General features: G+C 70.6%; 21 protein-coding genes and 1 tRNA gene. 4 read left to right on the top strand and 18 right to left on the bottom strand.

The genetic code is table 11. From position 1 onward, the window contains the following. Window positions 1-13 precede the first annotated feature (13 nt). Both LG278_RS10145 and LG278_RS10140 read left to right on the top strand, forming a co-directional pair. Window positions 14-3,082 (top strand): alpha-mannosidase, encoded by a 3,069-nt coding sequence (locus LG278_RS10145; RefSeq protein ID WP_404393436.1) that lies wholly within the window; start codon window positions 14-16, stop codon window positions 3,080-3,082. After that, window positions 3,079-4,356, top strand: coding sequence for an AGE family epimerase/isomerase (locus LG278_RS10140; RefSeq protein WP_404393434.1), 1,278 nt, complete (start codon window positions 3,079-3,081; stop codon window positions 4,354-4,356). The genes LG278_RS10145 and LG278_RS10140 overlap by 4 nt, the downstream gene beginning before the upstream one ends. 19 nt (window positions 4,357-4,375) lie before the next feature. Here LG278_RS10140 and LG278_RS10135 read toward each other — a convergent pair whose 3' ends face one another. From LG278_RS10135 to rpsA, 6 genes are all read right to left on the bottom strand, one after another. After that, complete coding sequence (locus LG278_RS10135; RefSeq protein ID WP_404393432.1) at window positions 4,376-5,425, bottom strand: biotin/lipoate A/B protein ligase family protein; 1,050 nt, start codon at window positions 5,423-5,425, stop codon at window positions 4,376-4,378. A 51-nt stretch (window positions 5,426-5,476) separates the two neighbouring features. Beyond that, a complete protein-coding gene (coaE, locus tag LG278_RS10130) occupies window positions 5,477-6,673 on the bottom strand; it encodes a dephospho-CoA kinase (RefSeq protein ID WP_404393430.1) in 1,197 nt (398 codons plus the stop codon). Between the two features lie 13 nt (window positions 6,674-6,686). Then, entirely contained in the window at window positions 6,687-7,151 is a 465-nt protein-coding gene (locus LG278_RS10125) for a PPOX class F420-dependent oxidoreductase (RefSeq protein WP_404393428.1), read from the bottom strand. A gap of 3 nt (window positions 7,152-7,154) precedes the next feature. Beyond that, window positions 7,155-7,853 (bottom strand): TetR/AcrR family transcriptional regulator, encoded by a 699-nt coding sequence (locus LG278_RS10120; protein WP_404393426.1) that lies wholly within the window; start codon window positions 7,851-7,853, stop codon window positions 7,155-7,157. 214 nt (window positions 7,854-8,067) lie between these two features. Then, window positions 8,068-9,003, bottom strand: coding sequence for a glycerophosphodiester phosphodiesterase family protein (locus LG278_RS10115; protein WP_404393425.1), 936 nt, complete (start codon window positions 9,001-9,003; stop codon window positions 8,068-8,070). A 164-nt stretch (window positions 9,004-9,167) separates the two neighbouring features. Next, a complete protein-coding gene (gene rpsA, locus LG278_RS10110; RefSeq protein WP_404393423.1) occupies window positions 9,168-10,682 on the bottom strand; it encodes a 30S ribosomal protein S1 in 1,515 nt (504 codons plus the stop codon). A 171-nt stretch (window positions 10,683-10,853) separates the two neighbouring features. Between rpsA and LG278_RS10105 the strand changes: the two genes are divergently transcribed. Continuing rightward, entirely contained in the window at window positions 10,854-11,663 is an 810-nt protein-coding gene (locus LG278_RS10105) for a class I SAM-dependent methyltransferase (RefSeq protein WP_404393421.1), read from the top strand. Between the two features lie 58 nt (window positions 11,664-11,721). On the opposite strand, the gene LG278_RS10100 is transcribed toward LG278_RS10105, so the two are convergent. The 3 genes from LG278_RS10100 to polA form a co-directional block, all read right to left on the bottom strand. Then, the gene (locus LG278_RS10100) at window positions 11,722-14,367 is read right to left on the bottom strand and encodes a hypothetical protein (protein WP_404393419.1); all 2,646 of its coding nucleotides are present in this window, start codon (window positions 14,365-14,367) and stop codon (window positions 11,722-11,724) included. Further along, window positions 14,364-14,963 carry a hypothetical protein gene (locus LG278_RS10095; RefSeq protein WP_404393417.1) on the bottom strand — a complete coding sequence of 200 codons (600 nt, stop codon included), beginning with the start codon at window positions 14,961-14,963 and terminating at the stop codon, window positions 14,364-14,366. Before LG278_RS10095 ends, LG278_RS10100 begins: the two co-directional genes overlap by 4 nt. 191 nt (window positions 14,964-15,154) lie before the next feature. Further along, on the bottom strand, window positions 15,155-17,830 hold the full coding sequence (polA, locus tag LG278_RS10090; RefSeq protein WP_404393415.1) for a DNA polymerase I: 2,676 nt from the start codon (window positions 17,828-17,830) through the stop codon (window positions 15,155-15,157). A 90-nt stretch (window positions 17,831-17,920) separates the two neighbouring features. Between polA and LG278_RS10085 the strand changes: the two genes are divergently transcribed. Continuing rightward, window positions 17,921-18,358, top strand: a complete 438-nt coding sequence (locus tag LG278_RS10085; RefSeq protein WP_404393413.1) for a PaaI family thioesterase — start codon at window positions 17,921-17,923, stop codon at window positions 18,356-18,358. A gap of 4 nt (window positions 18,359-18,362) precedes the next feature. On the opposite strand, the gene LG278_RS10080 is transcribed toward LG278_RS10085, so the two are convergent. From LG278_RS10080 to pyk, 9 genes are all read right to left on the bottom strand, one after another. After that, entirely contained in the window at window positions 18,363-18,947 is a 585-nt protein-coding gene (locus tag LG278_RS10080) for a GNAT family N-acetyltransferase (RefSeq protein ID WP_404393411.1), read from the bottom strand. Window positions 18,948-19,122: 175 nt separating this feature from the next. Next, window positions 19,123-19,842 carry an ABC transporter ATP-binding protein gene (locus LG278_RS10075; protein ID WP_404393605.1) on the bottom strand — a complete coding sequence of 240 codons (720 nt, stop codon included), beginning with the start codon at window positions 19,840-19,842 and terminating at the stop codon, window positions 19,123-19,125. Further along, on the bottom strand, window positions 19,832-20,776 hold the full coding sequence (locus LG278_RS10070; RefSeq protein WP_404393409.1) for an ABC transporter ATP-binding protein: 945 nt from the start codon (window positions 20,774-20,776) through the stop codon (window positions 19,832-19,834). The genes LG278_RS10075 and LG278_RS10070 overlap by 11 nt, the downstream gene beginning before the upstream one ends. Beyond that, complete coding sequence (locus LG278_RS10065; RefSeq protein WP_404393407.1) at window positions 20,769-21,920, bottom strand: branched-chain amino acid ABC transporter permease; 1,152 nt, start codon at window positions 21,918-21,920, stop codon at window positions 20,769-20,771. Before LG278_RS10065 ends, LG278_RS10070 begins: the two co-directional genes overlap by 8 nt. Beyond that, the gene (locus tag LG278_RS10060; protein ID WP_404393405.1) at window positions 21,917-22,906 is read right to left on the bottom strand and encodes a branched-chain amino acid ABC transporter permease; all 990 of its coding nucleotides are present in this window, start codon (window positions 22,904-22,906) and stop codon (window positions 21,917-21,919) included. The genes LG278_RS10065 and LG278_RS10060 overlap by 4 nt, the downstream gene beginning before the upstream one ends. 112 nt (window positions 22,907-23,018) lie before the next feature. After that, the gene (locus LG278_RS10055) at window positions 23,019-24,167 is read right to left on the bottom strand and encodes a branched-chain amino acid ABC transporter substrate-binding protein (RefSeq protein ID WP_404393403.1); all 1,149 of its coding nucleotides are present in this window, start codon (window positions 24,165-24,167) and stop codon (window positions 23,019-23,021) included. Between the two features lie 143 nt (window positions 24,168-24,310). Further along, entirely contained in the window at window positions 24,311-24,946 is a 636-nt protein-coding gene (locus tag LG278_RS10050; protein ID WP_404393401.1) for an ANTAR domain-containing response regulator, read from the bottom strand. A 63-nt stretch (window positions 24,947-25,009) separates the two neighbouring features. Further along, window positions 25,010-25,092: transfer RNA gene (locus tag LG278_RS10045), tRNA-Leu, on the bottom strand. Between the two features lie 28 nt (window positions 25,093-25,120). Beyond that, entirely contained in the window at window positions 25,121-26,578 is a 1,458-nt protein-coding gene (pyk, locus tag LG278_RS10040) for a pyruvate kinase (protein WP_404393399.1), read from the bottom strand. Window positions 26,579-26,658 lie beyond the last annotated feature (80 nt).

Here is a 26,658-nt window from a genome sequence, read left to right as displayed (position 1 = left end):
GGAATCCTCCGTCGTGCACGACAACACCAAGCTCGTCGAGATGCGGGTCGACCGCTTCGTCCGCGAGCGCATCGTCCCCGCGCTCTATCACCGGCGCACCCCGTTGGCCGTCAGCCGGTGGGTGGTGCCGGGAGAGCCCGTGCCCTTCGCCGAGGCTCTCGCGGCGGACTTCGAGGCCATTGACAACGGCACCGCCTGGGGCCGCCCCTGGGGCACCACGTGGTTCCGCCTCTCGGGTGGCGTGCCGGACGGCTGGGGCGGTGAGGGCAAGCGGCTCGAGGTCGTCGTCGACCTCGGCTACTCCGACACCCAGCCCGGGTTCCAGGCGGAGGCCACGGCATACCGGCCCGACGGCACGGTCATCAAGGGCCTGCACCCCCGCAACCGCTACGTCGCCCTCTCCGACGCCACCGCCGGCGCCAGCGGTGGCGACGCCGGATCCACCGTCGACCTCCTGCTCGAGGCGTCGTCCAACCCCGACGTCGCGGGCGGTGGCGACTTCACCTTCGAGCCGACCCGTCTCGGCGACCTCTCGACGGCCGGCGACGCCCCGCTCTACCGGTGGCGCGCGGCCGACCTGGCCGAGCTCGACGTGACGGTCTGGGAGCTGCAGCAGGACATCGCGGCGCTCACGGGCCTCGTCGAGCAGCTGCCGGCGACCTCGTCGCGGCGGGCGACCGTCGTGCGGGCTCTCGAGGACATGGTCGACGCCGTCGACCCCGACGACGTGTCGGGCACGGCGGCCGCGGGCCGCGACGCCCTGCGGGCCGTGCTGAGCGCCCGCGCCGACGCGACGGCGCACCGCATCGTCGCGGTCGGCCACGCGCACATCGACTCGGCGTGGCTCTGGCCGACCCGCGAGACCGCGCGCAAGTGCGCTCGCACCTTCTCCAACGTGCTGGCGCTCATGGACGAGGACGACGACCTCGTCTTCGCCTGCTCGTCGGCGCAGCAGTACGCCTGGGTCCGCGACAGCCACCCCGAGCTCTTCGAGCGCATCCGCGAGCGCGTCCGCGAGGGCCGCTTCGTGCCGGTCGGCGGCATGTGGGTCGAGTCCGACACCAACATGCCCGGAGGCGAGGCCCTGGCCCGGCAGTTCGTGGCCGGCAAGCGCTTCTTCGCCGAGGAGTTCGGCGTCGAGCCGCTCGATGTCTGGCTGCCCGACTCCTTCGGCTACACCGCCGCCCTCCCGCAGATCGCCGCGGCAGCGGGCGCCCGGTGGTTCCTCACGCAGAAGCCGTCGTGGAACGAGACCAACCGCATGCCGCACCACACGTTCTGGTGGGAGGGCATCGACGGCAGCCGCATCTACACGCACTTCCCGCCCGCCGACACCTACAACTCGGCCGTGTCGGCCGAGGACCTCGCCCGCGCAGAGAGCCAGTTCGCCGAGAAGGGGCGGGCCAACACCTCCCTGCTGCCCTTCGGCTACGGCGACGGCGGCGGCGGACCCACCCGCGAGATGCTCGCGGCGGCCGCCCGCACCCGTGACCTCGAGGGCTCGCCGCGTGTCGAGCTCGGCGGGCCGCTCGAGTTCTTCCGCGACGCCCAGGCCGAGTATCCCGAGCCGCCCGTGTGGAGCGGCGAGATGTATCTCGAGTTCCACCGCGGCACCTACACCTCGCAGGCCCGCACCAAGCGGGGCAACCGCCGCAGCGAGCACCTGCTGCGCGAGGCCGAGCTCTGGGCCACGACGGCGACGGTCCGAGCCGGCGCGGCATACCCCTATGACGCGCTCGAGGAGACGTGGCACACGGTGCTGCTCCAGCAGTTCCACGACATCCTCCCCGGCACGTCGATCGCGTGGGTGCACCGTGAGGCCGAGGAGCGGTATGCCGCCGTGGCAGAGCGCCTCGAAGGGTTGATCGCCGCGTCGCTCGGCGACATTGCCGGGCCGGGCGAGCAGCGGCTCGTCTTCAACGCCGGCCCGCACGCCGTGGCGGGCGCGTCGGCGCTCGGTGCCGGACCCGCGGACGCCGGTGACGAGGCATCCCCCGTCATTCACGATGCCGACGACCCGGCCGGCATCGTGCTCGACAACGGCGTCATCCGCGTCGTCGTCGACGGCGACGGGCTGCTCAGCTCCGTCGTCGACCTGCGCGCCGGCGGTCGCGAGGCGCTGGCACCCGGCTCGCGCGGCGCGCTGCTCCAGCTGCACCGCGACACCCCGACGCAGTGGGACGCCTGGGACATCGACGACCACTACAGGCGACACACGACCGACCTCGTCGCCGCTGACGTCGTCGAGCTCGTCTCGAGCGACGCCGCGCGGGCGACGGTGCGCGTCGTGCGCTCCTTCGGGTCGTCACGGGTCGAACAGCTCATCACCCTCGAGGCCGGCAGCGCCGTCATCGGGCTCGAGCTCGACGTCGACTGGCACGAGCGGCAGAAGCTGCTCAAGCTGGCGTTCCCCGTCGACGTGCACGCCGACCGTGCGACGTCCGAGATCCAGTTCGGCCACCTCCACCGGCCCACGCACAGCAACACGTCGTGGGACGCCGCCCGCTTCGAGACGTGCGCCCACCGCTGGGTGCACGTGGGTGAGAGCGACTGGGGCGTCGCGGTGACCAACGACTCGACCTACGGTCACGACATCGGCCGCTCGACGCGCGACGGTGGCGGCACGACGACGACGGTGCGGCTGTCACTGCTGCGCGCCCCCGTCTACCCCGACCCCGAGGCAGACCAGGGCAGCCACCGGCTGCGCGTCGGTCTCGTCGTCGGCGCCGGCATCCCCGAGGCCGTGCGCGAGGGCTATCGCATCAACCTGCCCCTGCGCGAGGTCGTCGGCGGCTCCGCCCCGGAGCCGATCGTTCGCGTCGAGGGCAGCGACGGCATCGTCGTGGAGGCGGTCAAGCTGGCCGAGGACCGCAGCGGTGACGTCGTCGTGCGGCTCTACGAGGCACACGGCAGCCGGGCCCGGGGCCGCCTCGTCGCCGGGTTCGACGTCGACGAGATCGTCGAGACCGACCTGCTCGAACGACCCCACGAGGAGCCCACGGCCCTCACCGGCGGCGATGGCACACTGGCGCTACGACCCTTCCAGATCGTCACGCTGCGGCTGCGCCGGAGGACCTCATGAGCGACCCGTCCCACGCCCCGGTGGCCTGGCCCGACCAGCCGACGCACCGGGCCTGGCTCGACGACCACTGCCGGTCGCTGCTGGCCTTCGGTGAGCGGTGCCCGGCACCCGGCGGCGGGGCCTTCTGGCTCGACGACCGGGGGCAGCCCGAGCCCGGCCGCGGCGTCCACACGTGGATCACGGCACGCATGGTGCACGTCTACTCCCTCGGCGCGCTGCTCGGCGTGCCGGGCAGCGGGCCCATCGCCGATGCGGCGCTGGCGGGGCTGACCGGCCCTTTGCGCGACGCCGACCACGGCGGCTGGTTCCCGTCGCTCGACGGGTCCGGCACGCCGGCGAGCGGCAAGGCCTGCTACGACCACGCCTTCGTCGTGCTGGCCGCCTCGTCGGCCAGCGCAGCCGGTCGACCCGGCGCAGCCGACCTCTTGCAGGAGGCGCTCGGCGTCTACGACGAGCGCTTCTGGGACGCCGAGGCTGGCCTGCCCGTCGACCTCTGGGACACGGCGTTCGAGCACCTCGACGGCTACCGCGGCATCAACGCGGCCATGCACTCGACCGAGGCGATGCTCGCCGCTGCCGACGTGCTGGCCGAGGTGCTCGGTGACACGGAGGCGGCCGCGACCTGCCGACGGCGCGCGCTCGGCATCCTCGAGCGGGTCGCCGGCTGGGCGCGCGACAACGGCTGGCGGGTGCCCGAGCACTTCGACGACTCCTGGCAGCCGCAGCTCGAGCACAACGCCGACCGGCCCGACGACCCCTTCAAGCCCTACGGCGCGACGGTCGGCCACGGCCTGGAGTGGGCGCGCCTCATGCTGCACGGCGAGGCCGCTGCGACGGCAGCCGGCGCGGATGCCCCGGCCGGGCTCCTCGATGCCGCCGAGTCGCTCTTCGGGCAGGCGGTGGCAGACGGGTGGGACGTCGACGGGCAGCCCGGCTTCGTCTACACGACGGACTGGTCGGGCTCCCCCGTCGTGCGCGACCGCATGCACTGGGTCGCCGCCGAGGCCACCGCGACCGCCGCCGCCCTCCATCAGCGCACCGGTGACTCGGCCTACGCAGAGCGATATGCCGGGTGGTGGGACCACATCCGCGTCGTGCTCATCGATGCCGAGTACGGGTCGTGGCACCACCAGCTTGACCCTTCCAACGAGCCGACCGACACCGTGTGGCCGGGCAAGGCCGACCTCTACCACGCGGTCGGTGCCACGCTCATCCCGCGGCTGCCCCTGGCGCCCTCGATGGCGGTCGCCGTCCGGCAGGCCGCCTGGCGCTGACACCCGCCGGGTGCCGGTCTCACGGCACCCGGTGGGTCCACTCCGGGGTGGAGAACTTCGTCTCGACGAGGCGCTCCGCCTCGGCGAGCTCGACCGCCGTGTAGTCGGTGAGCCGGGTGCGGTAGCGCGCCGCGAAGGCGGCCGTGAAGGCCTCGAGGATGGCGTCACGCGACAGGCCGGTCTGCGACCGCATGGGGTCCACGCGCTTGTTGGCCGAGCGGTGGCCCTTGTCGCTCATCTTCTCGCGCCCGATGCGCAGGACCTCGAGCATCTTGTCGGCGTCGATGTCATAGCTCATGGTCACGTGGTGCAGCACCGTGCCGTCGGCGAAGCGCTTCTGCGCAGCGCCACCGATCTTGCCCTGGTCGCTGGCGATGTCGTTGAGCGGCACGAAGTGGGCGGCGACGCCGACGTCGCCGAGCGCGCCGATGACCCAGTCGTCGAGGAAGGAGTAGGACCGCTCGAAGCTCAGCCCCTCGACGAGCGAGCCCGGCACGACGAGCGAGTAGGTGATGCAGTTGCCGGGCTCCATGAACATCGCCCCACCGCCCGAGACGCGGCGCACGACGTCGATCCGGTGACGGTCGGCGCCCTCCGGGTCGACCTCGTTGCGCACCGACTGGAACGACCCGATGACGACGAGGGGGCTGTCCCAGTCCCAGAAGCGCAGTGTCGGCGGCCGCTCCCCCGACCCCACCTCGCGGGCGATGACCTCGTCGAGGGCGACGTGCATGGCCGGGTGCAGCACCCGCGCCGGGATGACGTCGAAGGCGTGGTCGTGCCAGCCGGTCGCCTTGCCGAGGGCGCGCCGCACCGCGATGCCGACCGCCTCGGGCGTGAAGCCGATGAGCGCCACCTCAGCGCCCAGCGCGCCCTGGATCGCGGCGGCGAGCTCGTCGACGCCCGCCTCGACGGGCATCCCGACCAGCGCGGCGTTGATGTCACCGAGGGCCTCGTCCGGCTCGAGGAAGAAGTCACCCGACACGCTGACGTCGCCGAGCCTCTCCCCGTCGACCTCGAGGTCGACGGCCACGAGCTTGCCTCCGGGCACCTTGTACTCACCGCGCATGCCCACCACAACACCACAGACGCCTGCGGTATGCCGCGTGGCGTGCTCGCGCTACGGCCGCCAGCCGGTCTCGTCGGCCCACGCCTGCGCGCGCTGCCAGGCCGCGTCGAACCACGGCTCCTTGGCCTCGACGTAGGCGTCGGTGTCGTCGTCGATCGCGAGCAGTCGCCGCTTCTCAGCGGCGTAGGCCTCACGCTCGGCGGGCACGTGGACGAGCCAGTCACGGAAGAGGATGGCGAATCGCCAGCCGGGAGAGCCGAGCTCGCGGATGTGGACGTGCACCACCTGCGCGGGGTCGCAGCCACCGTAGAAGCGCTTGCCCCACGCCCCCGGGTCGGTGCCCGGCTTGGGGTTGTCGCCCGAGTTGCCCTCGGAGAGAAGGTAACCCGCGTCACGCATCGCTGCCCGCACATCAGCGCGGTCGGCGTCGGCGAGGTGACGCACGCCCACCTGCACGTCGATGACGTCCTTGGCGATGAGCCCCGGCACCGCGGTCGAGCCGATGTGCGACACCTCGGTCGCCACCCCGCTCCGCGCGAGGGCTGCGCCGATCTTGGCGACCACGCGCTCGCCGCGCAGCTCCCAGTCGGCCCGCGGGTCCACGACTGCTCCTCGCCCGACCCGACGGGTGCGTGTGCCGTCACGGAGGTTGGCGGCATACGGCTCGATGCGCTCACGCCAGAGCGCGTCGACGCTCCGCTCGAGCTGCTGCGGGGTGCCGCGGTTGTCGAGGACCACGTCGGCGACGGCGCGGCGCTCGTCGTCGGTCGCCTGCGTGGCGATGCGTGCACGGGCATCGGCCTCGTCGAGGCCGCGGTGCTCGACGAGACGCCGCACCCTGGTGTCAGCGTCAACGTCGACGACGAGGTTGAGGTGCTCGTGCACCCACAGGCCACGCTCCACGAGCAGGGGCATGTCGAAGACAGAGACACCACCCGCTGGTGCCTGGTTGCGCAGCGTCGTCACTCGGGCGCCGATCGCAGGCGTCGTGATCTCTTCGAGGCCGTCGAGTGCCTCGCGGTCCGTGAACACGATGGCGGCTAGCGCAGCCCGATCGAGGCCGCCGTCGGCGCGGATCACGCTGTCGCCGAAGCGATCCCGGATCATCTCCAGCGCCCTCGTACCCGGCTCGACGACCTCGCGCGCGACGGCGTCGGCGTCGACGACGTGCGCGCCGAGGGCGCGGAGGCGGGCCGCGACGCTCGACTTGCCCGACCCGATGCCCCCGGTGACTCCGACGCGCAGCACGGCCGGCACGGTCTCAGTCGGCGAGCCGGGCCGGGAAGCCGCCGCGCGCGACGGGACCCCAGCGGGTGGGCGTGATGCGCAGCAGCGACTTGCCCTGGTCGTGCATCGCCTGGCGGTACTCGTCCCAGTCGGGGTGCTCCCCCGAGATCGCGCGGAAGTAGTCGACGAGCGGCTCCACGGAGTCGGGCCGGTCGAGCACCTCGCAGTTGCCGTCGACCTGCACCCACTCGCCGCCGAAGTCGTCGGAGAGCACGAGCACCGACACCTCCGGCCGGCGCCGGGCGTTCGCGGTCTTGGCGCGCTCGGGGTAGGTCGAGATGACGATGCGTCCCTGCTCGTCGACACCACCCGTGACGGGAGACGCCTGCGGCCGCCCGTCGGACCGGGCGGTCATCAGCACCATCGAGTGGCGCGGCCGGACGAAGTCGAGCAGGGCGTCGCGGTCGACGCTCGTGTTCGTGGCGATCGGTCGGGGCACGGGCTACTCCTTGGTGGCGGGGGTTGCGGTGGTGACGGTGGCGTGAGCCGTCGTCGTGGCGCTGGCGCTCTGGAAGGACCCGACGAGCGCCTCGGCCAGCCAGGCGGCATACATGGCATGGGTCCACCCGCAGCGGCGGACGAACCGGTCGTAGGTCTCGGGGGCGGTGGCGGTCCAGACGATGTCGATGAAGCGGGTGCGGTCGAGCTCGGGCGGCAGTCCGTGGACCCGCTCGAGCGCAGCCAGCACGTTGGTGTTGCCGGTGCGGCGCTCCTGCTCGATGGTCGCGACGAAGTCCTGCAGTCCGACGTCGTTGCCGGCTCCCTGCGCGAGGAGGACGCCGAGGAGGGGCCCGGTGCGCTCGTAGATGGTCGCGCAGAGGGCCGCGTAGGCCCGGAGGAAGGAGTCGCGGTCGGGGGCTGCCGACATCGCCTTGAACTCCGGCCGCTCGGGCATCGGGATGGGCTCGTCGTCGCCGACGAGGGTGACGTCGTAGACCGCCTTGACGACCGCGGCCTTGCCTCCGATGGCGTTGTAGACCGTCTGGGCACTGACGCCGGCGGCTGCGGCCAGGCTGCTGATCGACATGGCGTGGTAGCCCTCGCGCAGGAGCATCGGACCGGCGGCGTCGATGATCCGCCGGCGGGTCGCCTGTGCGGCCTCGGCCCGCGAGCTCATGTCGTATGCCCGATCGGTTGACATCGGTGCCCTTCGACTGGATGATGGCGTTCGCTGGAACGGCGTTCCAACGAACGGGTGGGAGCAGGGGGTCCCACCCGCTCGCTCCACGCTCGGTCTCGGTGCCCACAGCGGCGACCTGTCGACCGCACGAGTGTGCCATGGACGCCGCACCGGCTCCGCCCCCCAGGGGTGCAGGAGGGGTGGCGAGGGTCCGAGCCGGAGGTTCGGACCCTCCTCACCGCCCGGCCTCGCCCGACGACGCGTCGGACGGTGTCGAGCCGACGAGGTCGGCGAGCACGACGGCAGCCAGATCGGGGTAGTCGGTCACCAGACCGTCGACTCCCGCCTCGGCGAGGGCCCGCATCGTGCCCACGTCGTTGACGGTCCACGGCAGCACACCCAGCCCGAGCTCCCGGGCCCGCGCGACGAAGGCCTCGTCGACGAGCACGTGCTCGGGCGAGACGACGTGGGCGCCGACCGCGGCAGCCCCGGCACACACGTCGATGTGCGTCTCCCCCACGCGCACGCTGCCTGTCCACGGGCTGCCCGGCACCCACGTGACCCCGGACTCGACGAGGGCGGAGCGCGCCACGGCGGGGGCGAGGTCACGCGACAGCTCCAGCACCGCCCAGTCGAAGGAGTGCACGAAGCTCCGGTCGTCGAGGCCTGCTTCGTGCAGGCAGGCGAGCACCTTCTCGACGAGCAGGGGCCGGCTCGCGACCTCGGCGGGGTCGGTGGGGTCGACCTTGAGCTCCACCGTCCACCAGACGTCGGACGGGTGGTCCCGCCCCAGCGCCAGCACCTCGGCGAGGGTCGCGATGTGGGCCCCTGGTGACGGCCGTTGGCCCGGGAAGGCCTCGAGGGTCTGGCTGCCGACGTCGACGCTGCGCAGCTCGGCCAGGGTCAGGTCGGCGACCCGTGACCCCACGAGGCCAGGGGTCGTCGAGCGGGCCTTGTGCGGCAGCAGCACGGCGTCGTGCCACACGACGACCTCGCCGTCGGCCGACAGGCGCACGTCGAGCTCGACCCCCGACACACCAGCGGCGTAGGCCGCGGTGAAGCTCTCCAGGGTGTTCTCGACGACGAGCCCCTTGGCCCCGCGGTGTCCCTGGAGGTCGAACCCCCGATCAGTCCACCGGCGTGCAGGGTCTCCAGCAGCCGCCGAGTCCATGTCACGAGCGTAGGGCCAACGGGGCCCGCCCGCCGCGAGGAGCGCCTCGCCACACCGGGGGCACACGGGGGGCAGGACGGTGGCAGGACGGTGGCAGGACAGGGACATGACAGCGAAGGAGCCCCGGACCACGAGGGTCCGGGGCTCCTTCGGAGCGGTGAGGCTCAGTTGCCGGTCAGCTTCTCACGAAGCGCGGCGAGCGCCTCGTCAGAGGCGAGCGTGCCCTCGACCGGGGCCGGAGCGCTGCTGCGCTGGCCACGGTCGGCACGGTCGGCGTCACCGTCGTCGGCGACGTCACCCGTGGCGGAGGAGTACGACGTCGACGTGCTGCCACCGGCAGCAGCCTCGGCGTCGGCCTTCGTCGCGGCGTCGACCTGCGACTTGTGGGCCTCCCAGCGGGCGTGGGCCTCGGCGTACTGCTTCTCCCACTTCTCGCGCTGCGTCTCGTAACCCTCGAGCCACTCGTTGGTCTCCGGGTCGAAGCCCTCGGGGTACTTGTAGTTGCCGGCCTCGTCGTACTCGGCGGCCATGCCGTAGAGGGTCGGGTCGAACTCCGACACCGGCACGGACTGGTCGTTGGCCTGCTTGAGCGACAGCGAGATGCGCCGACGCTCGAGGTCGATGTCGATGACCTTGACGAAGATCTCGTCGCCGACGTTGACGACCTGCTCGGGCAGCTCCACGTGGCGCTCGGCCAGCTCGGAGATGTGCACGAGGCCCTCGATGCCGTCCTCGACGCGCACGAACGCACCGAAGGGGACGAGCTTGGTGACCTTGCCGGGCACGACCTGGCCGATGGCGTGCGTGCGAGCGAAGTGCTGCCACGGGTCCTCCTGCGTCGCCTTCAGCGACAGGGAGACACGCTCACGGTCCATGTCGACGTCGAGCACCTCGACGGTGACCTCGGTGCCGACCTCGACGACCTCGGACGGGTGGTCGATGTGCTTCCACGACAGCTCGGAGACGTGGACGAGACCGTCGACGCCGCCGAGGTCGACGAACGCGCCGAAGTTGACGATCGAGGACACGACGCCCGAACGGACCTGGCCCTTCTGGAGCTCCTTGAGGAACGTCGTGCGCACCTCGGACTGCGTCTGCTCGAGCCAGGCACGGCGCGACAGGACCACGTTGTTGCGGTTCTTGTCGAGCTCGATGATCTTGGCCTCGATCTCCTTGCCGACGTACGGCTGGAGGTCGCGGACACGGCGCATCTCGACGAGTGAGGCGGGGAGGAAGCCACGCAGGCCGATGTCGAGGATGAGTCCACCCTTGACGACCTCGATGACGGTGCCGGTGACGACGCCGTCCTCTTCCTTGACCTTCTCGATCGTGCCCCAGGCGCGCTCGTACTGTGCGCGCTTCTTGGACAGGATGAGACGGCCTTCCTTGTCCTCCTTCTGGAGGACGAGGGCCTCGACCTCGTCACCGACCTTGACGATCTCGCCGGGGTCGACGTCGTGCTTGATGGACAGCTCGCGCGAGGGGATGACGCCCTCGGTCTTGTATCCGATGTCGAGCAGGACCTCGTCCCGGTCGACCTTGACGATCACACCCTCGACGATGTCGCCGTCGTTGAAGTCCTTGATGGTGGCGTCGATCGCCGCAAGGATGTCTTCCTGAGAGCCGATGTCGTTGATGGCGATCTCAGGCGCGGTCTTTTCGACCGTGTAGGCAGTCATGTAGTAGGAACTCCGATTGTGGACGGTTAGATTGGGGACGTCGCGGCGGGCGAGCGGTGCTCGGCGCCCCGACACCTTTGTGGACAGGTTTAACAGTGTCGTGCGCACACGCATGTGCGCGGTCATCCTATCTGCGCTGTCAGCACGGGGTCAAAGAGACGGGGGTATGCCGTGAGCACACCTTCCGAGGTCACCCGACGTGCCGCTCCCCCCACCGAGACGGTCACCGCCAACCGGACGTGGTGGGACGGCGAGGCCGCCGGCTACTACGTCGAGCACGGCGAGTTCCTCGGCGACACCGACTTCGTCTGGGGACCGGAGCGGCTGCGCGAGGAGGACGCCGCCCTGCTCGGTGACCCGCGTGGTCAGGTGGTGCTCGAGATCGGGGCCGGCTCGGGACAGTGCTCGCGGTGGCTCGCCGCCCGTGGGGCCACCGTCGTCGCGACCGACCTGTCCGCCGGCATGGTGCTCGAAGGGCTCGAGGTCAACGGGCGCGTCCCAGCAGCGAGCCGGGTGCCGTTCGTGCAGTGCGACGGACGGTCGCTCCCCTTCCCGAGCGGTGCCTTCGACACGGTCTTCACGGCATACGGCGTCGTGCCCTTCGTCGGCGACTCCGACGTCGTGATGGCCGAGGCGGCGCGCGTGCTGCGGCCCGGAGGGCGGTTCGTCTTCTCGACGACGCACCCCATGCGGTGGGCCTTCGCCGACGAGCCGGGCCCCGAGGGGCTCGTGGTGCGCCAGTCCTACTTCGACCGCACGCCCTACGTCGAGCAGGACGAGACGGGCGCGGCGACCTACGTCGAGCACCATCGCACGCTCGGCGACCGGGTGCGCGAGATCAGCGCCGCGGGCCTGCAGCTCGTCGACCTCGTCGAGCCCGAGTGGCCCGAGGGCCATGACGAGGCGTGGGGTGCCTGGTCACCCCTGCGCGGCCGCCTCTTCCCGGGCACAGCGGTCTTCGTCTGCCGCAAGCCGGCGTGACCGCAGCGGCGGCGGGTCGGACCAGCCGACCCACCGCCGCCGTGACGCCCGGCCGACCTCAGAGAAGGCGACGACGGAGCAGCACGGTCGCACCTGCCAGACCGAAGACGGCCGCTGCGCCGGCAGCGCGTCCGAGGTTGGCGCCACCCTCGCCGTCGACGCCGGCGAGCTCGAAGGAGTAGGCCGTCGCCCCCGTAGCTCCCTGCGGCGCGCCGTAGGCCATGCCCTCGGCCTTCGCCCGCTGGGCACCGACCTCGATGAGGGCGTACTTCTCGCCGTAGTCGGCCGCGGTGGCCTTACCGGCCTCCACGAGCTTCTTCGTGCCCTCGTCGGACAGCTGCTGAGCACCATCCTTCAGCTGGGGTGCGCCATCAGCCGCGTCGGAGAGACCGGCGGCGAGCTGGCTCGTGCCGGTGGCGGCATCTGCCAGACCGTCGGACAGCTGGGCCGCCCCGTCCGAGAGCCTGCCGGCTCCGTCGTCGAGCTGCCCGGCTCCGTCAGCCAGCTGGCCGACGCCGTTGTCGAGCCGACCCGCACCGTCAGCAAGGTCGCCCGAGCCGTCGGCGAGCTGGGAGGCTCCCGCCCCCAGGTCCCGGGCGCCCGTGGCGACCTGCGACGTGCCACCGCTCACCTGGTCCGCACCGACGGTGAGCTGGTCGATGGCGTCGAGCAGGTCGAGGCCACCGAGACCGAGCAGGTCGACACCCCCCTGCAGGTCGTTGACGCCGCCGCGGAGCGTCTTGTCCTCGGCGGTGTCGGACGAGCCGCCGATGCCGCCCTGGACCTTGGTCACGACACCGTCGACGAGCGTGGTCACCCCTGCGTCCACGAGGCCGACCCCCTCGAGCAGACCCGGCACTGCGGGGTCGCACACCTTGAGCGCCGTGTTGCTCAGGCCGCACTCGACTCGCGCGAGGCCGAGGGCCGCATCGTTCAGCTTGCCCTTGAGCTGGCCGAGGCCACCGGACACCTGACCGAGTCCGCCAGACACCTGGGTGAGTCCTGACGACACCGCACCGAGACCGTCCGACGCCGCCCCGGTCTTGGCCCGGAGGTCGGTCAGTCCTGCCTGCACCTGCGTCAGGATGCCCGTGCAGACGACGCCGCAGTCGGATCCCTTGGCCAGGGACACGCCCCCGTCGAGCTGGTCGATCCCGCCACCGGGCGTCAGCGCGTCCTCAAGGCCCGAACGCACCTGGTCGACGCCGCCCTTGGACGTGTCGACCCCGCCCTTGGCCTGACCCACACCTCCCCTGAGCTGGTCGACACTCCCACCGTCCGCCGTGGCCGCTGCCAGCCCGGCGCGCACCTGCTCGATACCGTCGATCAGCGTTCCGTCCTGGCCCTTGCCTCCGAGTCCGACGCGCAGCTTGGTCAGGCCCGCGTGCAACGGCTTCGCCTGCTCCGGGAGTCCCCCGACACCTGCATAGAGCTGGGTCAGGCCACCGTCGACCTGGTCGAGCCCGTCGGCGACCTGGGCCAGTCCCTCGAGCAGCGCGGGAGCGTTGTCGCCGACGAGGTGCAGGCCCCCGGCCACCAGGGCCGCACCCTCGTCGACCTGAGTCGCACCGGTGCTCAGCTTCTCGGCACCGGCATCGAGCCGGCCCGCGCCGTCGGCGAGCTGCCGGGCGCCGTCAGCGACCTGCGCCGAGCCGTCCTTCGCGTCACCCGTGCCGGCGCGCAGCCTCGATGTGCCGTCCTTGAGCTCCCCGGCGCCGGCGGCGAGGTCACGCGACCCGGGCAGGGCCTGGGCGCCGAGCCCCGCGTCGAGCTTCTGCGCGCCGTCACGCAGCTGGATGAGGCCGGCCAGCAGCGTGCTCGCGCCGTCACGCAGCTTGAGCAGGTTGGCGTCGATCTCGGTGGCACCCGCCGTCAGGGTGGCACCGGTCGCGGCCCCACCCCGGTAGCTCTCGGCGCCGCCCTTGAACGACGGGCTGTCGAGCGGGCTCACGGGCAGGGCCGACACCGAGGCCTTCGGCAGTGTGCCGTCGACGATGTCGGCGGCATAGCCGAAGCTCGCGGTCGGCGTGCCGATCGGGCCGAAGAGGGTCATCGTGAAGGTCAGCTTCGTGCCTCCCCGACCGTCGCCGGCGAGGTTGGCCTCCTTGGAGCTGACGTCGGTGAACGTGCCGGGGAGCGTGGTGGTCAGCGAGCCGACCATCGGGATGACGACCTCCTGGGTCGTGGAGGTGCTCCTGCCCGTGCCGTCGTCGAACGTGACGACCTGGGAGGTGCCCGTGACGTTGCGCACCGTGTAGCGCACCTCGAGCCGGCCGCTGCGGCCGAGGAGGTCTGCGGGCTCGACGACCTGGCCGTCGAGCGTGTAGGTCGCCCGCACCTCCAGCGGCAGCTTGCGGGTGTAGTCGCTGACGGTGCGCAGGCGCTGCTCGCCCTGCACGTCGATGCTGGCGACCATGACACCGTCGGCGACCTCGAAGTCGCCGAACCCGTCGAGGTTGCGCAGCCCCTCCGGCTCGACCGGGTTTCTCAGGTCGACCGTGCCGGTGCCCTGCATCGCGACCTGCTCGTAGACGCGTGCGACGTCGACGTTGCCGCTCGCGTCGAGGTAGGCCTGCACCGTCTCGGTGTTGGAGACCTGCACGGATCCGTCGCCCGCTGCTGCCGCGGGTGCGGCGGCGGCGAGCAGCAGGGTGGGCACTGCGGCCATCCCCGCGACGACGCTGGCCAGGGATCTCTTGCTCATCGGGTTGCTCCCGTCATGATGTCGTCGAGGTTGCTGGTGCTGGAGCCGTCTTGCGACGACTGCGCGCTGGGCGTGCGCGCCGATCGGCTCGCGCCCTCTGTCGCGATCGAATCCGTCTGCGGCGCAATGACGGTCGTGGCGAGGAAGCCGAGGCCCACGGCGAGCAGGACGGTCGTGGCGGCGGCTGGCGACTCGCTCATGAACTGCGACGGGGCGCTGGTGTAGACCGCCTCGTAGGCGCCGACGATCGCGGCCGCGCCGACGAGGCCGCTCCACACCGGCAACCGCCCACGGCTCGCGGCCGCGACGACTGCGATGAGCGCCACGACGATGAAGGCAGCGACGGCGCGACCCGCGGACGAGTCCGGCAGCACCGCTGCGCGAAGGGCGAAACCGAGCCAGGCGAGGACGAAGCCGGCGAGGAAACCGACCACCTTGCCCCACGCAGGACGGTGCGGGACCAGCCCGAGGACGCCACCCAGAGCAGCGGCCAGCAGGGCGACGTGCTCGAGCTCCAGACCGAACAGGGTGCTCAGTCCGATGATGACCGCCGCACCGACGGCGAGCCCCAGACCTGTGACCAGGCTTCTGACCATGTCCACCTCACAGTAAAAGCACCCGTCTCCGATGACGGGTGCAAGTTACCGGTCAGTATGCAGAAGCCCCGGGGTGCGTGGTGCCCCACGTGACGCACACGACATCGCAGTTGCCGGAACGTGACCAAACGGGCCCTTCGGGACGGCCGGCGGCGAGGCGCCGACGGCCCTGACCGGGTCGGGCCCCGCGGTCAGTGGGCGGCGTCGTGCCAGGAGTGGCCGACCCCGACGTTGACGTCGAGCGGCACGTCCATCTCGGCGGCATGCCCCATCTCGTGGCGCACGAGGGCCTCGACGTCGCCTCGCTCGCCCGGTGCGATCTCGAGCACGAGCTCGTCGTGCACCTGGAGCAGCACCCGCGAGCGAGCGCCGGAGGAGACCAGACCGCGGTCGACGTTGATCATCGCGACCTTCATGATGTCGGCGGCCGAGCCCTGGATCGGCGCGTTGAGTGCCATCCGCTCGGCCGTCTCACGTCGCTGCCGGTTGTCGGAGGTCAGGTCGGGCAGGTAGCGGCGACGCCCGAACATCGTCGCGGTGTAGCCGGTGCCACGTGCCTCGGCGACGACCTCCTTGAGGTAGTCGCTCACGCCGCCGAAGCGCTCGAAGTAGCCGTCCATGAGGCCCCGGGCCTCCTCGGTGCTGATCGTCAGCTGCTTGGACAGACCGAAGGCCGACAGGCCGTAGGCGAGGCCGTAGGACATCGCCTTGACCTTGGACCGCATCGCGGCGGTGACGTCCTCGGGGGCGACGCCGAAGACCTTCGAGCCGACGAAGCGGTGCAGGTCCTCGCCGGTGCGGAAGGCCTCGATGAGCCCCTCGTCGCCGGACAGGTGGGCCATCACGCGCATCTCGATCTGCGAGTAGTCGGCCGACATCAGCGCCTCGAAGCCGTCGCCGACGACGAAGAGCTCGCGGATGCGCCGGCCCTCCTCGGTGCGGATCGGGACGTTCTGCAGGTTGGGCTCCGTGGAGCTGAGGCGGCCGGTCGCCGCGATCGTCTGCAGGTAGGTCGTGTGGATGCGGCCGTCGTCGGCCACGGACTTCTGCAGCCCCTCGACGGTGACCCGCAGGCGAGCGGCGTCACGGTGGCGCAGCAGCGCCTCGAGGAAGGGGTGACCCGTCTTGGTGAAGAGGTCGGCCAGCGCGTCGGCGTCGGTCGTCCAGCCGGTCTTGGTCTTCTTCGTCTTGGGCATGCCGAGCTGCCCGAAGAGCACCTCCTGCAGCTGCTTGGGCGAGCCGAGGTTGATGTGCTCGCCACCGATCGCGTCCCAGGCGTCCTGCTGGGCCTGCGCCACCTTGGCGGCGAAGTCCTGCTCGAGGTCGTCGAGACCCTCGATGTCGACGGCGATGCCGGTGCGCTCCATGCGGGCCAGCACGTCGACGAGGGGCAGCTCGACCTCGGCCAGCAGCTCGGCGCCGCCGGTCGCTGCCACCTGCTCGTCGAGCACGACCGCGAGGTCGCGCACGGCGGTGGCGCGCACCATCTCCTGGTGGGCCGCGGCCTCGTCGGCGTCGCCGCCGAAGTCGAGCATGCCCTGGCCGTCGGCGGGCGCCGAACCCGACAGCTCGCGGTGCAGCTGTCGCAGCACGAGGTCGTCGAGGTGATAGGTGCGCTGGTCGGGCTTGACGAGGTATGCGGCGAGCTGGGTGTCGCTCGTCAGCCCGGCGAGCGACCAGCCGCGTGAGGCCAGCGCCTCGACCGGTCCCTTGGCGTCATGCAGGGCCTTGGGTCGCTGCGGGTCCTCGAGCCAGGCGCCGACGGCCTGCTCGCCCTCCGGCGTCAGTGCCGTGAGGTCGATCCAGGCGGCCGCGCCGTCGGGGGCCGCCACGGCCAGGCCGGTCGGGTCGCCGACTCCGCGGGCCCACGTGCCGGCCACCGAGAGTCCGGCCCGCTCGCCCTGGGACAGGTGCTGCGTGATCCAGGCCGGCACGTCGGCTGCGTCGAGCAGGGTGCCGTCGACCTCGAAGCCGGACTCGGCCTCGGGCTCGCTGGCCTCGACCTCGGCGAAGAGCCGGTCGCGCAGCACCCGGAACTCGAGCCGGTCGAAGACCTCGTGCACCTCCTCGCGGCTCCACTGGGCGCGCTCGAGGTCGTCGACGGTGACGCCGACCGGGCTGTCCTTGACGAGCTGGTTGAGCCGGCGGTTGCGCAGCACCTGGTCGAGGTGGGCACGCAACGACTCCCCCGCCTTGCCCTTGATCTGGTCGACGCCGGCGACGATGCCCTCGAGGTCGCCGAACTGCGTGATCCACTTCGCCGCAGTCTTGGGGCCGACGCCGGGCACGCCCGGCAGGTTGTCGGACGTCTCGCCGACCATCGCGGCGAGGTCGCTGTAGCGCTGCGGCGGCACGCCGTACTTCTCCTCCACCTGGGACGGGCCCATGCGCCAGACCTCGGACACGCCGCGCACGGGGTAGAGGATAGTCACGTTGTCGGAGACGAGCTGGAACGTGTCGCGGTCACCGGAGCAGATGAGCACCTCGACGCCCTGGGCGTCGGCCTCGGTCGCGATGGTGGCGATGATGTCGTCGGCCTCGTAGCCCTCGAGCTCGACGAAGCGGATGCGCAGGGCGTCGAGCACCTCCTTGACGAGCGGGAGCTGGCCCGAGAACTCGTCGGGCGTGCGGGCACGGCCGGCCTTGTACTCGGCGTACTGCTCGGTGCGGAAGGTCTGCCGCGACTTGTCGAAGGCCACGACGACGTGGGTCGGCTGCTCGTCGCGGAGCATGTTGATGAGCATCGAGGTGAAGCCGTAGACGGCGTTGGTGTGCTGCCCCGTGCTCGTCGAGAAGTTCTCGGCGGGGAGCGCGAAGAACGCCCGGTAGGCCAGCGAGTGTCCGTCGAGGAGGAGAAGTCGGCTCACACGCGCAGCCTAGTGTCAGCCACCGACGGTGACCCCCGTGCGGGGGTGCACGAGCGGCGCGGCCCTGAGGGTCGGCATACGATCGCCGTCATGACCGACGCGCAGCAGACGACCGCAACCGACGACCTCGCCCCCCTGGGTCTGCAGCTCGAAGGAACCCTCATGGAGCGGATGGGCATCGAGGTGCTCGAGGCGAGCCCGGAGCGGCTCGTCGCGACGATGCCCGTCGAGGGCAACACCCAGCCCTACGGCCTGCTGCACGGCGGGGCCAGCGTCGTGCTCGCCGAGACCCTCGGCTCCATCGGTGCCGGCCTGCACGCCGGGCCGGGACGCATCGCCGTCGGCCTCGACATCAACGCGACCCACCACCGAGCCGCCCGCAGCGGCCTCGTGACGGGCACGGCGACCCTGCTCAGTGCGGGACGCACGCTCGTCAGCTACGACATCGTCGTGACCGACGACGCGGGTCGACGCACCTGCACCTCGCGCATCACCTGCCTGCTGCGTGAGGCCGTGCCGGGCGCCTGAGGCGCTAGCCGGCCACCTGGGGCGGCTGGTGGCGCCGACGCAGGCGCAGGTCGCGGCGGCGCGCCATCACCTGGTCGATGGCGACCCGCGTCGGGCGCGGCTCCCCCGCCAGCTTGCGCTGGAGCGTCGCCAACGACGTGACCCGACGCACCGTCTCGGGCGCGAAGCCGAGCCGCGCAAAGAAGCGGTTGGCGTCACGGTCCTGGGCGGGCACGAGGCTCGCGACGTGCTCGGCACCGAGCCGGTCGGCATACCGGGAGGCCGCTGCGAGGAGTGAGCGACCGACGCCGAGGCGGCGATGGGCGGGGTCGACGTAGAGCATGTCGATCGACACGCAGGGCGAGTCGACGAGGAGGCTGCGGGTCGAGTCGGAGAGCACGAGGTAGCCCGCCGGCCGGTTGTCGACGAACGCGATGAAGGCCGCGACATCGTTGCGTTGCAACGCAGTTCGCAGGGTGCCGTCGAGAGCGAGCCGCTGCGCAGCCTCCGGCGTCGTGCCACCCTCGATGCGGTGGGTGATCCACAGCTCGATGAAGGGTGAGTGCAAGCTCTCGTCGACGCGCTGCACCGACGCGATCGAACGACCCATGGTCCCTCCCGTTCTGGCCCCGAGGTGACCCGCCTGAGACTACGGGTATCCCCATACCCGGCGGAAGGGACCCCCCGCACCTGTGGACGGACGGCGACGGGGCGCCACGACCGCTGTCGTGACGCCCCGTCCCCTGAGGTATGCCGTATGGCCGGCCCTGGCCGTCGACCTGCCGTCAGACGTCGCCGCCGAGGTAGGCGGCCTTGACCGCCGGGTCGCTCGCCAGCTCCTTGCCGGTGCCCTCGCGGACGATCTCACCGGTCTCGAGGATGTAGGCCCGGTGCGATCGCTTGAGCGCCTGCGCGGCGTTCTGCTCGACGAGCAGCACCGTCGTGCCCTGGCTGTTGATCTCGGTCACGATGTCGAAGATCTGCTGGATGAGCTTGGGCGCCAGGCCCATGGACGGCTCGTCGAGCAGCAGGAGCTTGGGCTTGGCCATGAGGGCCCGCCCCATGGCGAGCATCTGCTGCTCACCACCCGACATCGACCCCGCGGCCTGGTTGACGCGCTCCTTGAGCCGCGGGAAGAGCTCGAAGACGCGCTCGAGGTCGTCCTTGACGGCCTTGCTCTTGCGGTCCGGACGGGCGTAGGTGCCCATCTCGAGGTTCTCCATCACGGTCATGCCGACGAAGCAGCCACGACCCTCCGGTGACTGCGAGATGCCGAGCACGGGCCGTTCGTAGGACGGCGTGTCGGTGATGTCCTTGCCGTCGAACATCACCGTGCCGGCCCGGACCGGCCGGAGCCCGGAGATCGTCTTCATCGTCGTCGTCTTGCCGGCGCCGTTGGCCCCGATGAGGGTGACGATCTCACCCTCGTCGACGGTGAAGGTGATGTCGCGGATCGCCTCGATGCGGCCGTAGTTGACGCACAGGCCCTTGACCTCAAGAAGCATCTTCTTCATCAACTCCCAGGTAGGCGGCGATGACCGCCGGGTTGTCGCGGATCTCCGAGGGCGCGCCCTCGGCGATCTTGCGCCCGAACTCGAGCACGACGATCCGGTCGGTGACCCCCATGACGAGCTTCATGTCGTGCTCGATGAGCAGGACGGTGTAGCCCTGGTCACGGATGGTGCGGATGAGCTCCATCAGCCTGACCTTCTCGGCCGGGTTGAAGCCGGCCGCCGGCTCGTCGAGGCAGAGCAGCTGCGGGCTCGTGGCGAGGGCCCGGGCGATCTCGAGACGGCGCTGGTCACCGTAGGGCAGGTTGCGAGCGAGCTCGTCGGCCTTGCCGTCGAGGCCCATGAAATGGAGCAGCTCCATGGCCCGCGCCCGACCCTGCGTCTCCTCCCGGCGGTGCTTCGGAAGCCGGAACATGGCGGTGACGACACCGGTGGAGTGGTGGGCGTCGACCCCGACGAGGACGTTCTCGAGGGCCGTCATGTTGGCGAAGAGCCGGATGTTCTGGAACGTGCGCGCGATGCCCAGCTTGGTGATCTGGTGCTTCTGGCGCTTGCCCAGCGGCTTGCCGAGGTAGCGCACCAGACCCGAGGTGGGCTGGTAGACGCCGGTCATGACGTTGAAGCAGGTCGTCTTGCCGGCGCCGTTGGGCCCGATGAGCCCGAGTATCTCGCCCTTGTTGATGTGGAAGCTCACCTCGTTGAGGGCGACGACACCGCCGAAGCGGAGCGTGACCTCGTCGACCTCGAGGAGCCGCTCGCCCTCGGCGACGACCGGCACCCCGATGTCCTCGGGGGTGATGTCGGCCTCGGGGTGGATCTCGCTGACGGCGTCGTCCGACGGGGCCGACGGGGTCGTGGCGACCGGCGTGGCGATCGGCTCGGCCGCCGGTTCTTGGGGGGCCGCCGGCTGGTTGGTGGGATCAGGCACTGGCCTCTCCTTCCTCGAGAAGCTGCTGTCTGGCATCGGCTCGTTTGGCTCGCAGCGTGCGCCTCGGTGGCAGCAGGCCCTGCGGTCGGAAGATCGCGAGGAGCATAAGCGCGAGGCCGAAGACGAGGACACGGAAGTCGGAGAACTCGCGGAAGCGCTCCGGGAAGTAGGCCACGACGATCGCACCGAGGATGACACCCCAGCGGTTGCCCTGACCACCGACGACGACGGCCGCGAGGAAGAGGATCGACAGGAGCAGCTCGAAGCTCTGTGGGTTGATGAAGCCCGACTTGCCCGCGAAGAGCGCCCCCGACAGGCCACCGATGGCGGCGCCGATGGCGAAGGCGATGAGCTTGAAACGGAACGTCGGCACGCCCATGAGCTCGGCGGCGTCCTCGTCCTCCCTGGTGGCCTCCCAGGCCCGACCCACGCGGCTGTTCTTGACGAGGATGTCGAAGACGAGCACGAGGGCGATGACGACGAGGGCCAGCCAGTAGTACGGGATGAAGTCGTTGATGCCGAACTTGAGGAAGATCGTCGTCGAGTCGAGGTCGATGACGGGCACGCCCGTGCTCCAGTCGATGCTCGGCACCTCGAACAGCTCGACGCCTGGTGGCCTCGGGATGTCAGAAATGCCCTGCGCGCCGCCGAGCCACTGCGAGTTGACGAGCGTCAGGCGCACGATCTCGCCGAAGCCGAGCGTCACGATCGCGAGGTAGTCACCGCGCACGCGCAGCGTTGGGGCACCGAGCAGCACGCCCGAGATCATCGCGACGACGATCGCGATCGGCACGCACCACAGCCACGGCAGGGAGCCGTGCTCGGAGCTGAGGACGCCGACGGTGTAGGCGCCCACGGCGTAGAAGCCCACGTAGCCGAGGTCGAGCAGGCCGGCATACCCGACCACGATGTTGAGGCCCAGGGCCACGAGGACGTAGGTCGCGACGGTGAAGAGCACTCCGCCGAAGTCGGAGTCGGCCGTCGTGATGAACGGGATGTTGAGCAGCGGAAGGGCGAAGAGGAAGATCGCGAAGAGGATCCAGAGCACGACCTTGAGCGGCAGCGGCATGTCCGCGATGCGCTCGTTGAGGTTGGGCCGGTCCTTCTTCGAGGCCTTCTTCGAGACGGTCGGGGCGGTCGTCATGCGCGGGCCTTTCCGAGGGACTCACCGAGCAGGCCGGTGGGTCGGAACAGCAGGATCACGATGAGCAGGACGAACGCGACGACGTCCTTCCACTGGGTGCCCACGATGGCGGACCCGTAGTTCTCGGCCAGGCCGAGCACGAAGCCGCCGAGCAGCGCGCCTCGCAGGTTGCCGATGCCGCCGAGGACGGCGGCCGTGAAGGCCTTGACGCCGAGCAGGAAGCCGACGTCGTAGCGCGTGATGCCGATGCGCAGGAGATAGAACACGGCAGCCGCGCCGGCCATGACGCCGCCGACGAGGAAGGTCACCTGGATGACCCGGTCGCGGTTGACACCCATGAGGGCCGCGGCCTCGGGATCCTGGGCGACCGCCCGGATGCCGCGTCCGAGGCGCGAGCGCTTCACGAACTGGTCGAGGATCACCATGATGGTGATGGCACCGACGATGACGAAGATGTCGACGTTGGTGACGTTGTAGCCACCGATCGTGAAGACCGCCTCCTTGGTGACGATGTCGGGCAGACCCACGGCGTTGCGCGAGTTGCGCACGTAGGGGCGCAGCTCGTCGTCGAGGCCGACCCAGGCCACGATCTTCTCGCGCAGACCCATGATCTCGGCGAGCACGAAGGACGCGCCGATGGCGGAGATCAGGGCGATGAGCGGTGGCGCGTTGCGTTTGCGGAGCGGTCGGTAGGCGACGCGCTCGAGGAGCACGGCGATCAGGCCCGACATGGTCATGGCCGCGACGAACATCATGGCGATCCAGAAGATCACCTGGCCGGTGCTGCCGCCGGCCTGGCCACCGAGGAGCATGACGACCCAGAGGGCGGCGAAGGTGCCGTACATGAAGACTTCGGAGTGCGCGAAGTTGATGAGTCGCAGCACGCCGTAGACGAGGGTGTAACCGAGGGCGACCAGGGCGTAGACGGCACCGAGCGTGATGCCCGTGATCGTCAGCGCCCAGAAGTTGTCGATGAGGAACTGCATCCAAGACCTCCTGCGGGCCGGGGAGCGAGATGAGACCGAGCACTGCGGCCGTCAACCGGCCGGGGGCGGTCGGAGCCTGGGCTCCGACCGCCCCCGGAGTGACGGTGAATCGTTACTTGATCTCGCCGGCAGAGACGATCTTGCCGCCCTCGACCTTGTAGGCGAAGACCTTGACCTCGGCAACTTCGCCCTTGTCGTCGAACTTCAGCTGCTTGGTCACGCCGGGCTGGTCGTACGCCTTGACGAAGTCGACCATCGTCTCGCGCGTGCTGCCGGCCTTGATGCCGTCGAGCAGGATCTTCGCGGAGTCGTAGCCCTCACCGGAGTAGGTGTTGGGGTCCTCGTTGAACTTGGCCTTGTAGGCGGCCTGGAAGTCCGGGGCGACGTCGGCGGGGACGCACGGGCAGGTGATGATGGTGGCCTCGGCGGCGGCCTGCGCGTTGTCGATGTAGGACTGGTCCTTGACACCGTCGGCGACCACGAAGGTGCCCTTCCAGCCGGCGTCGCGCAGCTGCTTGATGAGCGGCGCGGCCTCCGGGGAGTAGCCACCGAAGAACACCGCGTCGGCACCCGAGGCCGTCACCTTGGTGACGGAGGCGCCGAAGTCGGTCTGCTTCTGCTGGATCGTGTCGTTGCCGATCACGGTGGAACCGAGGTCGGTGCGGACGATGTCGGCCAGGCCCTTGCCGTACTCGGACGCGTCGTCGATGGCGAAGACCTTGGTGGCCTTGACGGTGTCCTTGATGTACTTCGCGGCGGCGGGACCCTGCGTCGCGTCGTTGCCGAGCACGCGGAAGAAGGTCTTCCAGCCGTTCTCGGCGAGGGCCGGGTTGGTGGCCGATGGCGTGATGTGGACGAGCCCGGCCTCGGCGAAGGCGGGGTTGGCGGCCTTGGACTCACCGGAGAAGGCCGGTCCGACGATGCCGACGACCTTCTTGTCGTCGATGGCCGTCTTGGCGAGCGCCGGCGCCTGGGTGGGGTCACCCTGCGAGTCGTACTCGGCGAGCGCGACCTTGCAGTCCGGGTTGGCCTTGTTGTAGTCATCCAGGGCGAGGTTGACGCCGTTGCGGATGTAGATGCCCAGGTTGGCGTTCGGCCCGGTCAGCGCACCGAACATGCCGATCTTCAGGTCGCAGGCAGCTGCGGCCGTGGCGCCACCGCTGGCGGCAGGCGCCGCGGAGTCGCCGCCCGTGGTGCCACAGGCACCGAGGGCAAGAGCTGCGGCCGCGAGCGGCACAGCGAACTTGAGGGTAGAACGCACGGATGTCCTCCTGATGTCACACATCCCCCGGTCGAGGGCTGAGTCGAAGGCTAGGCCCACAATCCGGCTCCGGTCATCAGAAACTCCGTAGGAGTGACCGTGTCGTGACCTGCGGGAGCCGGATGATTTCCGGCGTGACGCCGTCAGGACGACGGGAACCCGTTGATGACGGCCTCGGCGACCTCTTTCATGCCGAGCCGCCGGTCCATGGCGGTCTTCTGGATCCAGCGGAAGGCGTCGGCCTCGCTCAGCTTGAGCTGCGTCATCAGCACGCCCTTGGCGCGGTCGACGAGCTTGCGGGTCTCGAGACGCTCGCCGAGGTCGGCGATCTCGGCCTCGAGCGCCTTGAGCTCCTGCCACCGCGAGGTGGCGATGTCGATGGCCGGGCGCAGGTCGTCGGCGGTGAAGGGCTTGACGATGTAGGCCATCACGCCGGCGTCGCGGGCCCGCTCGACCAGCTCGGTCTGCGAGAAGGCGGTCAGCATGATGACGGGGCACAGCTTGACCTCGTGGAGCTGCTCGGCCGCCGACAGCCCGTCGAGCACCGGCATCTTGACGTCCATGATGACGAGGTCGGGCTTGACCTCCTTGGCGAGCTCGACGGCCTGCTCGCCGTTGCTCGCCTGGCCCACGACGTCGTAGCCCTGCTCCCCCAGCATCTCGACGAGGTCGAGCCGGATCAGCGCCTCGTCCTCGGCGACGAGGATGCGGGTGCCGCCCGACGGGGCGGCCGCCGGCGTCTCGGCGGGCTGGGGTGTCGTGCTCTCGTCTGTGCTCACGTTCCCAGCCTATCCGGGGTCGGGTTTCGGGCGCGTTTCGGATCGGTGACACGCGTCGACCGGTGCCGAGGGCGGGACTCGAACCCGCACGACCTTTCGGTCAGAGCATTTTGAGTGCCCCGTGTCTGCCATTCCACCACCCCGGCAGGAGTGCCGGGCCAGCATAGCCGGGTGTCAGCCGGTGACCTCTTCGGGTCGGTAGGCCGGAGCGGTGCCGTCGACGGCGTCGCCGATGCGGTGCACCCGCAGGGCGTTGGTCGACCCGGGGATGCCGGGGGGCGAGCCGGCCACGATGACGACGCGCTCGCCCTTGGTGGCCCGACCCTCGGGGATGAGGTTGAGGTCGACCTGCATGGCGAACTGGTCGGTGTGCTGCATGCGCGGCACGAGGTAGGTCTCGACGCCCCAGACCAGCGCGAGCCGTGAGCGCACGCGGGGATCCGAGGTGAAGGCGAGCATCGGCAGTCGGGGGCGCAGTCGCGCCATCCGGGTGGCCGAGCCGCCCGTCTCGGTGAAGATGATGAGGAACTTCGCCCCGACGGTCTCGCCGATCTCGACCGCCGCCTTGGTGACCGCCCCACCGACGGTCTTGGGGCTGGTCTTCATCGGCACGATCTTGTCGAAGCCGTTCTGCTCCGTGCTCGAGATGATGCGCGCCATCGTGCGCACCGACTCGATCGGCCAGGCGCCGACCGACGTCTCGCCCGACAGCATCAGGGCGTCGGCGCCGTCGAGCACGGCGTTGGCGGCGTCGGAGGCCTCGGCGCGCGTCGGGCGCGGGTTGTCGATCATCGACTCGAGCACCTGTGTCGCGACGATGACCGGCTTGGCCTCGCGCCGGGCCAGCTCGATGGCGCGCTTCTGCACGAGCGGCACGTCCTCGAGCGGCATCTCGACGCCGAGGTCGCCGCGGGCGACCATGATGCCGTCGAACGCGCCGACGATGCCCTCGAGGTTGTCGACGGCCTGCGGCTTCTCGATCTTGGCGATGACGGGCAGGCGCGTGCCGAACTCGTCCATGATCTCGTGCACGTCGACGATGTCGTCGGCCGATCGCACGAAGGACAGGGCGATCATGTCGACCCCGAGGCGCATGGCGAACCTCAGGTCGTCGCGGTCCTTGTCGGACAGCGCGGGCACGCTGACCGCGACACCGGGCAGGTTGATGCCCTTGTTGTTGGACACCTCGCCCGGCACCACGCACTCGGTCAGTACGTCGGTGTCGGTCACCTCGATGGCCCGGAGCATGACCTTGCCGTCGTCGATGAGCAGCGAGTCGCCCGGGCTGACGTCACCCGGCAGGCCGGCATACGTCGTGCCGACGACGGTCGCGTCGCCCGCGACGTCACGCGTCGTGATCGTGAAGCGCTGCCCGACGCGCAACGTGACGGGTCCCTCGGCGAATCGACCAGTGCGGATCTTGGGGCCCTGCAGGTCGACGAGGATGCCGACCGCGCGACCGGAGGCGTCGCTGGCGGCACGCACGTCCCTGCACACCTGCTCGTGCACGGAGTGGTCGCCGTGCGAGAGGTTGAGACGGGCGACGTCCATGCCGGCGAGCACCAAGGCGTGGAGCTGCTCGGGGGACGACGTCTTGGGACCGATGGTGCAGACGATCTTGGCGCGGCGCATACGTCAACCTTAGGGGTGCTGTGACGCGGGTCACGGGGGGGTTCGGTCTGTGGGCGCGTCCTCGATCGAGAGAGCAGTTC

This window comes from Humibacillus xanthopallidus (assembly GCF_044793955.1).
In the GTDB taxonomy this organism is placed as follows: Bacteria; Actinomycetota; Actinomycetes; order Actinomycetales; family Dermatophilaceae; genus Humibacillus; species Humibacillus xanthopallidus_C.
This window is presented reverse-complemented; position numbering and strand designations above follow the sequence as displayed.

What these genes read in the sequence shown, in the direction of transcription:
- LG278_RS10140 (WP_404393434.1), top strand. Translation starts at nt 3,079, where the DNA reads ATGAGCGACCCGTCCCACGCCCCGGTGGCCTGGCCCGACCAGCCGACG.
- LG278_RS10135 (WP_404393432.1), bottom strand. Translation starts at nt 5,425, where the DNA reads ATGCGCGGTGAGTACAAGGTGCCCGGAGGCAAGCTCGTGGCCGTCGAC.
- LG278_RS10120 (WP_404393426.1), bottom strand. Translation starts at nt 7,853, where the DNA reads ATGTCAACCGATCGGGCATACGACATGAGCTCGCGGGCCGAGGCCGCA.
- LG278_RS10115 (WP_404393425.1), bottom strand. Translation starts at nt 9,003, where the DNA reads ATGGACTCGGCGGCTGCTGGAGACCCTGCACGCCGGTGGACTGATCGG.
- rpsA (WP_404393423.1), bottom strand. Translation starts at nt 10,682, where the DNA reads ATGACTGCCTACACGGTCGAAAAGACCGCGCCTGAGATCGCCATCAAC.
- LG278_RS10100 (WP_404393419.1), bottom strand. Translation starts at nt 14,367, where the DNA reads ATGAGCAAGAGATCCCTGGCCAGCGTCGTCGCGGGGATGGCCGCAGTG.
- LG278_RS10095 (WP_404393417.1), bottom strand. Translation starts at nt 14,963, where the DNA reads ATGGTCAGAAGCCTGGTCACAGGTCTGGGGCTCGCCGTCGGTGCGGCG.
- LG278_RS10085 (WP_404393413.1), top strand. Translation starts at nt 17,921, where the DNA reads ATGACCGACGCGCAGCAGACGACCGCAACCGACGACCTCGCCCCCCTG.
- LG278_RS10080 (WP_404393411.1), bottom strand. Translation starts at nt 18,947, where the DNA reads ATGGGTCGTTCGATCGCGTCGGTGCAGCGCGTCGACGAGAGCTTGCAC.
- LG278_RS10075 (WP_404393605.1), bottom strand. Translation starts at nt 19,842, where the DNA reads ATGCTTCTTGAGGTCAAGGGCCTGTGCGTCAACTACGGCCGCATCGAG.
- LG278_RS10065 (WP_404393407.1), bottom strand. Translation starts at nt 21,920, where the DNA reads ATGACGACCGCCCCGACCGTCTCGAAGAAGGCCTCGAAGAAGGACCGG.
- LG278_RS10060 (WP_404393405.1), bottom strand. Translation starts at nt 22,906, where the DNA reads ATGCAGTTCCTCATCGACAACTTCTGGGCGCTGACGATCACGGGCATC.
- pyk (WP_404393399.1), bottom strand. Translation starts at nt 26,578, where the DNA reads ATGCGCCGCGCCAAGATCGTCTGCACCATCGGTCCCAAGACGTCGTCC.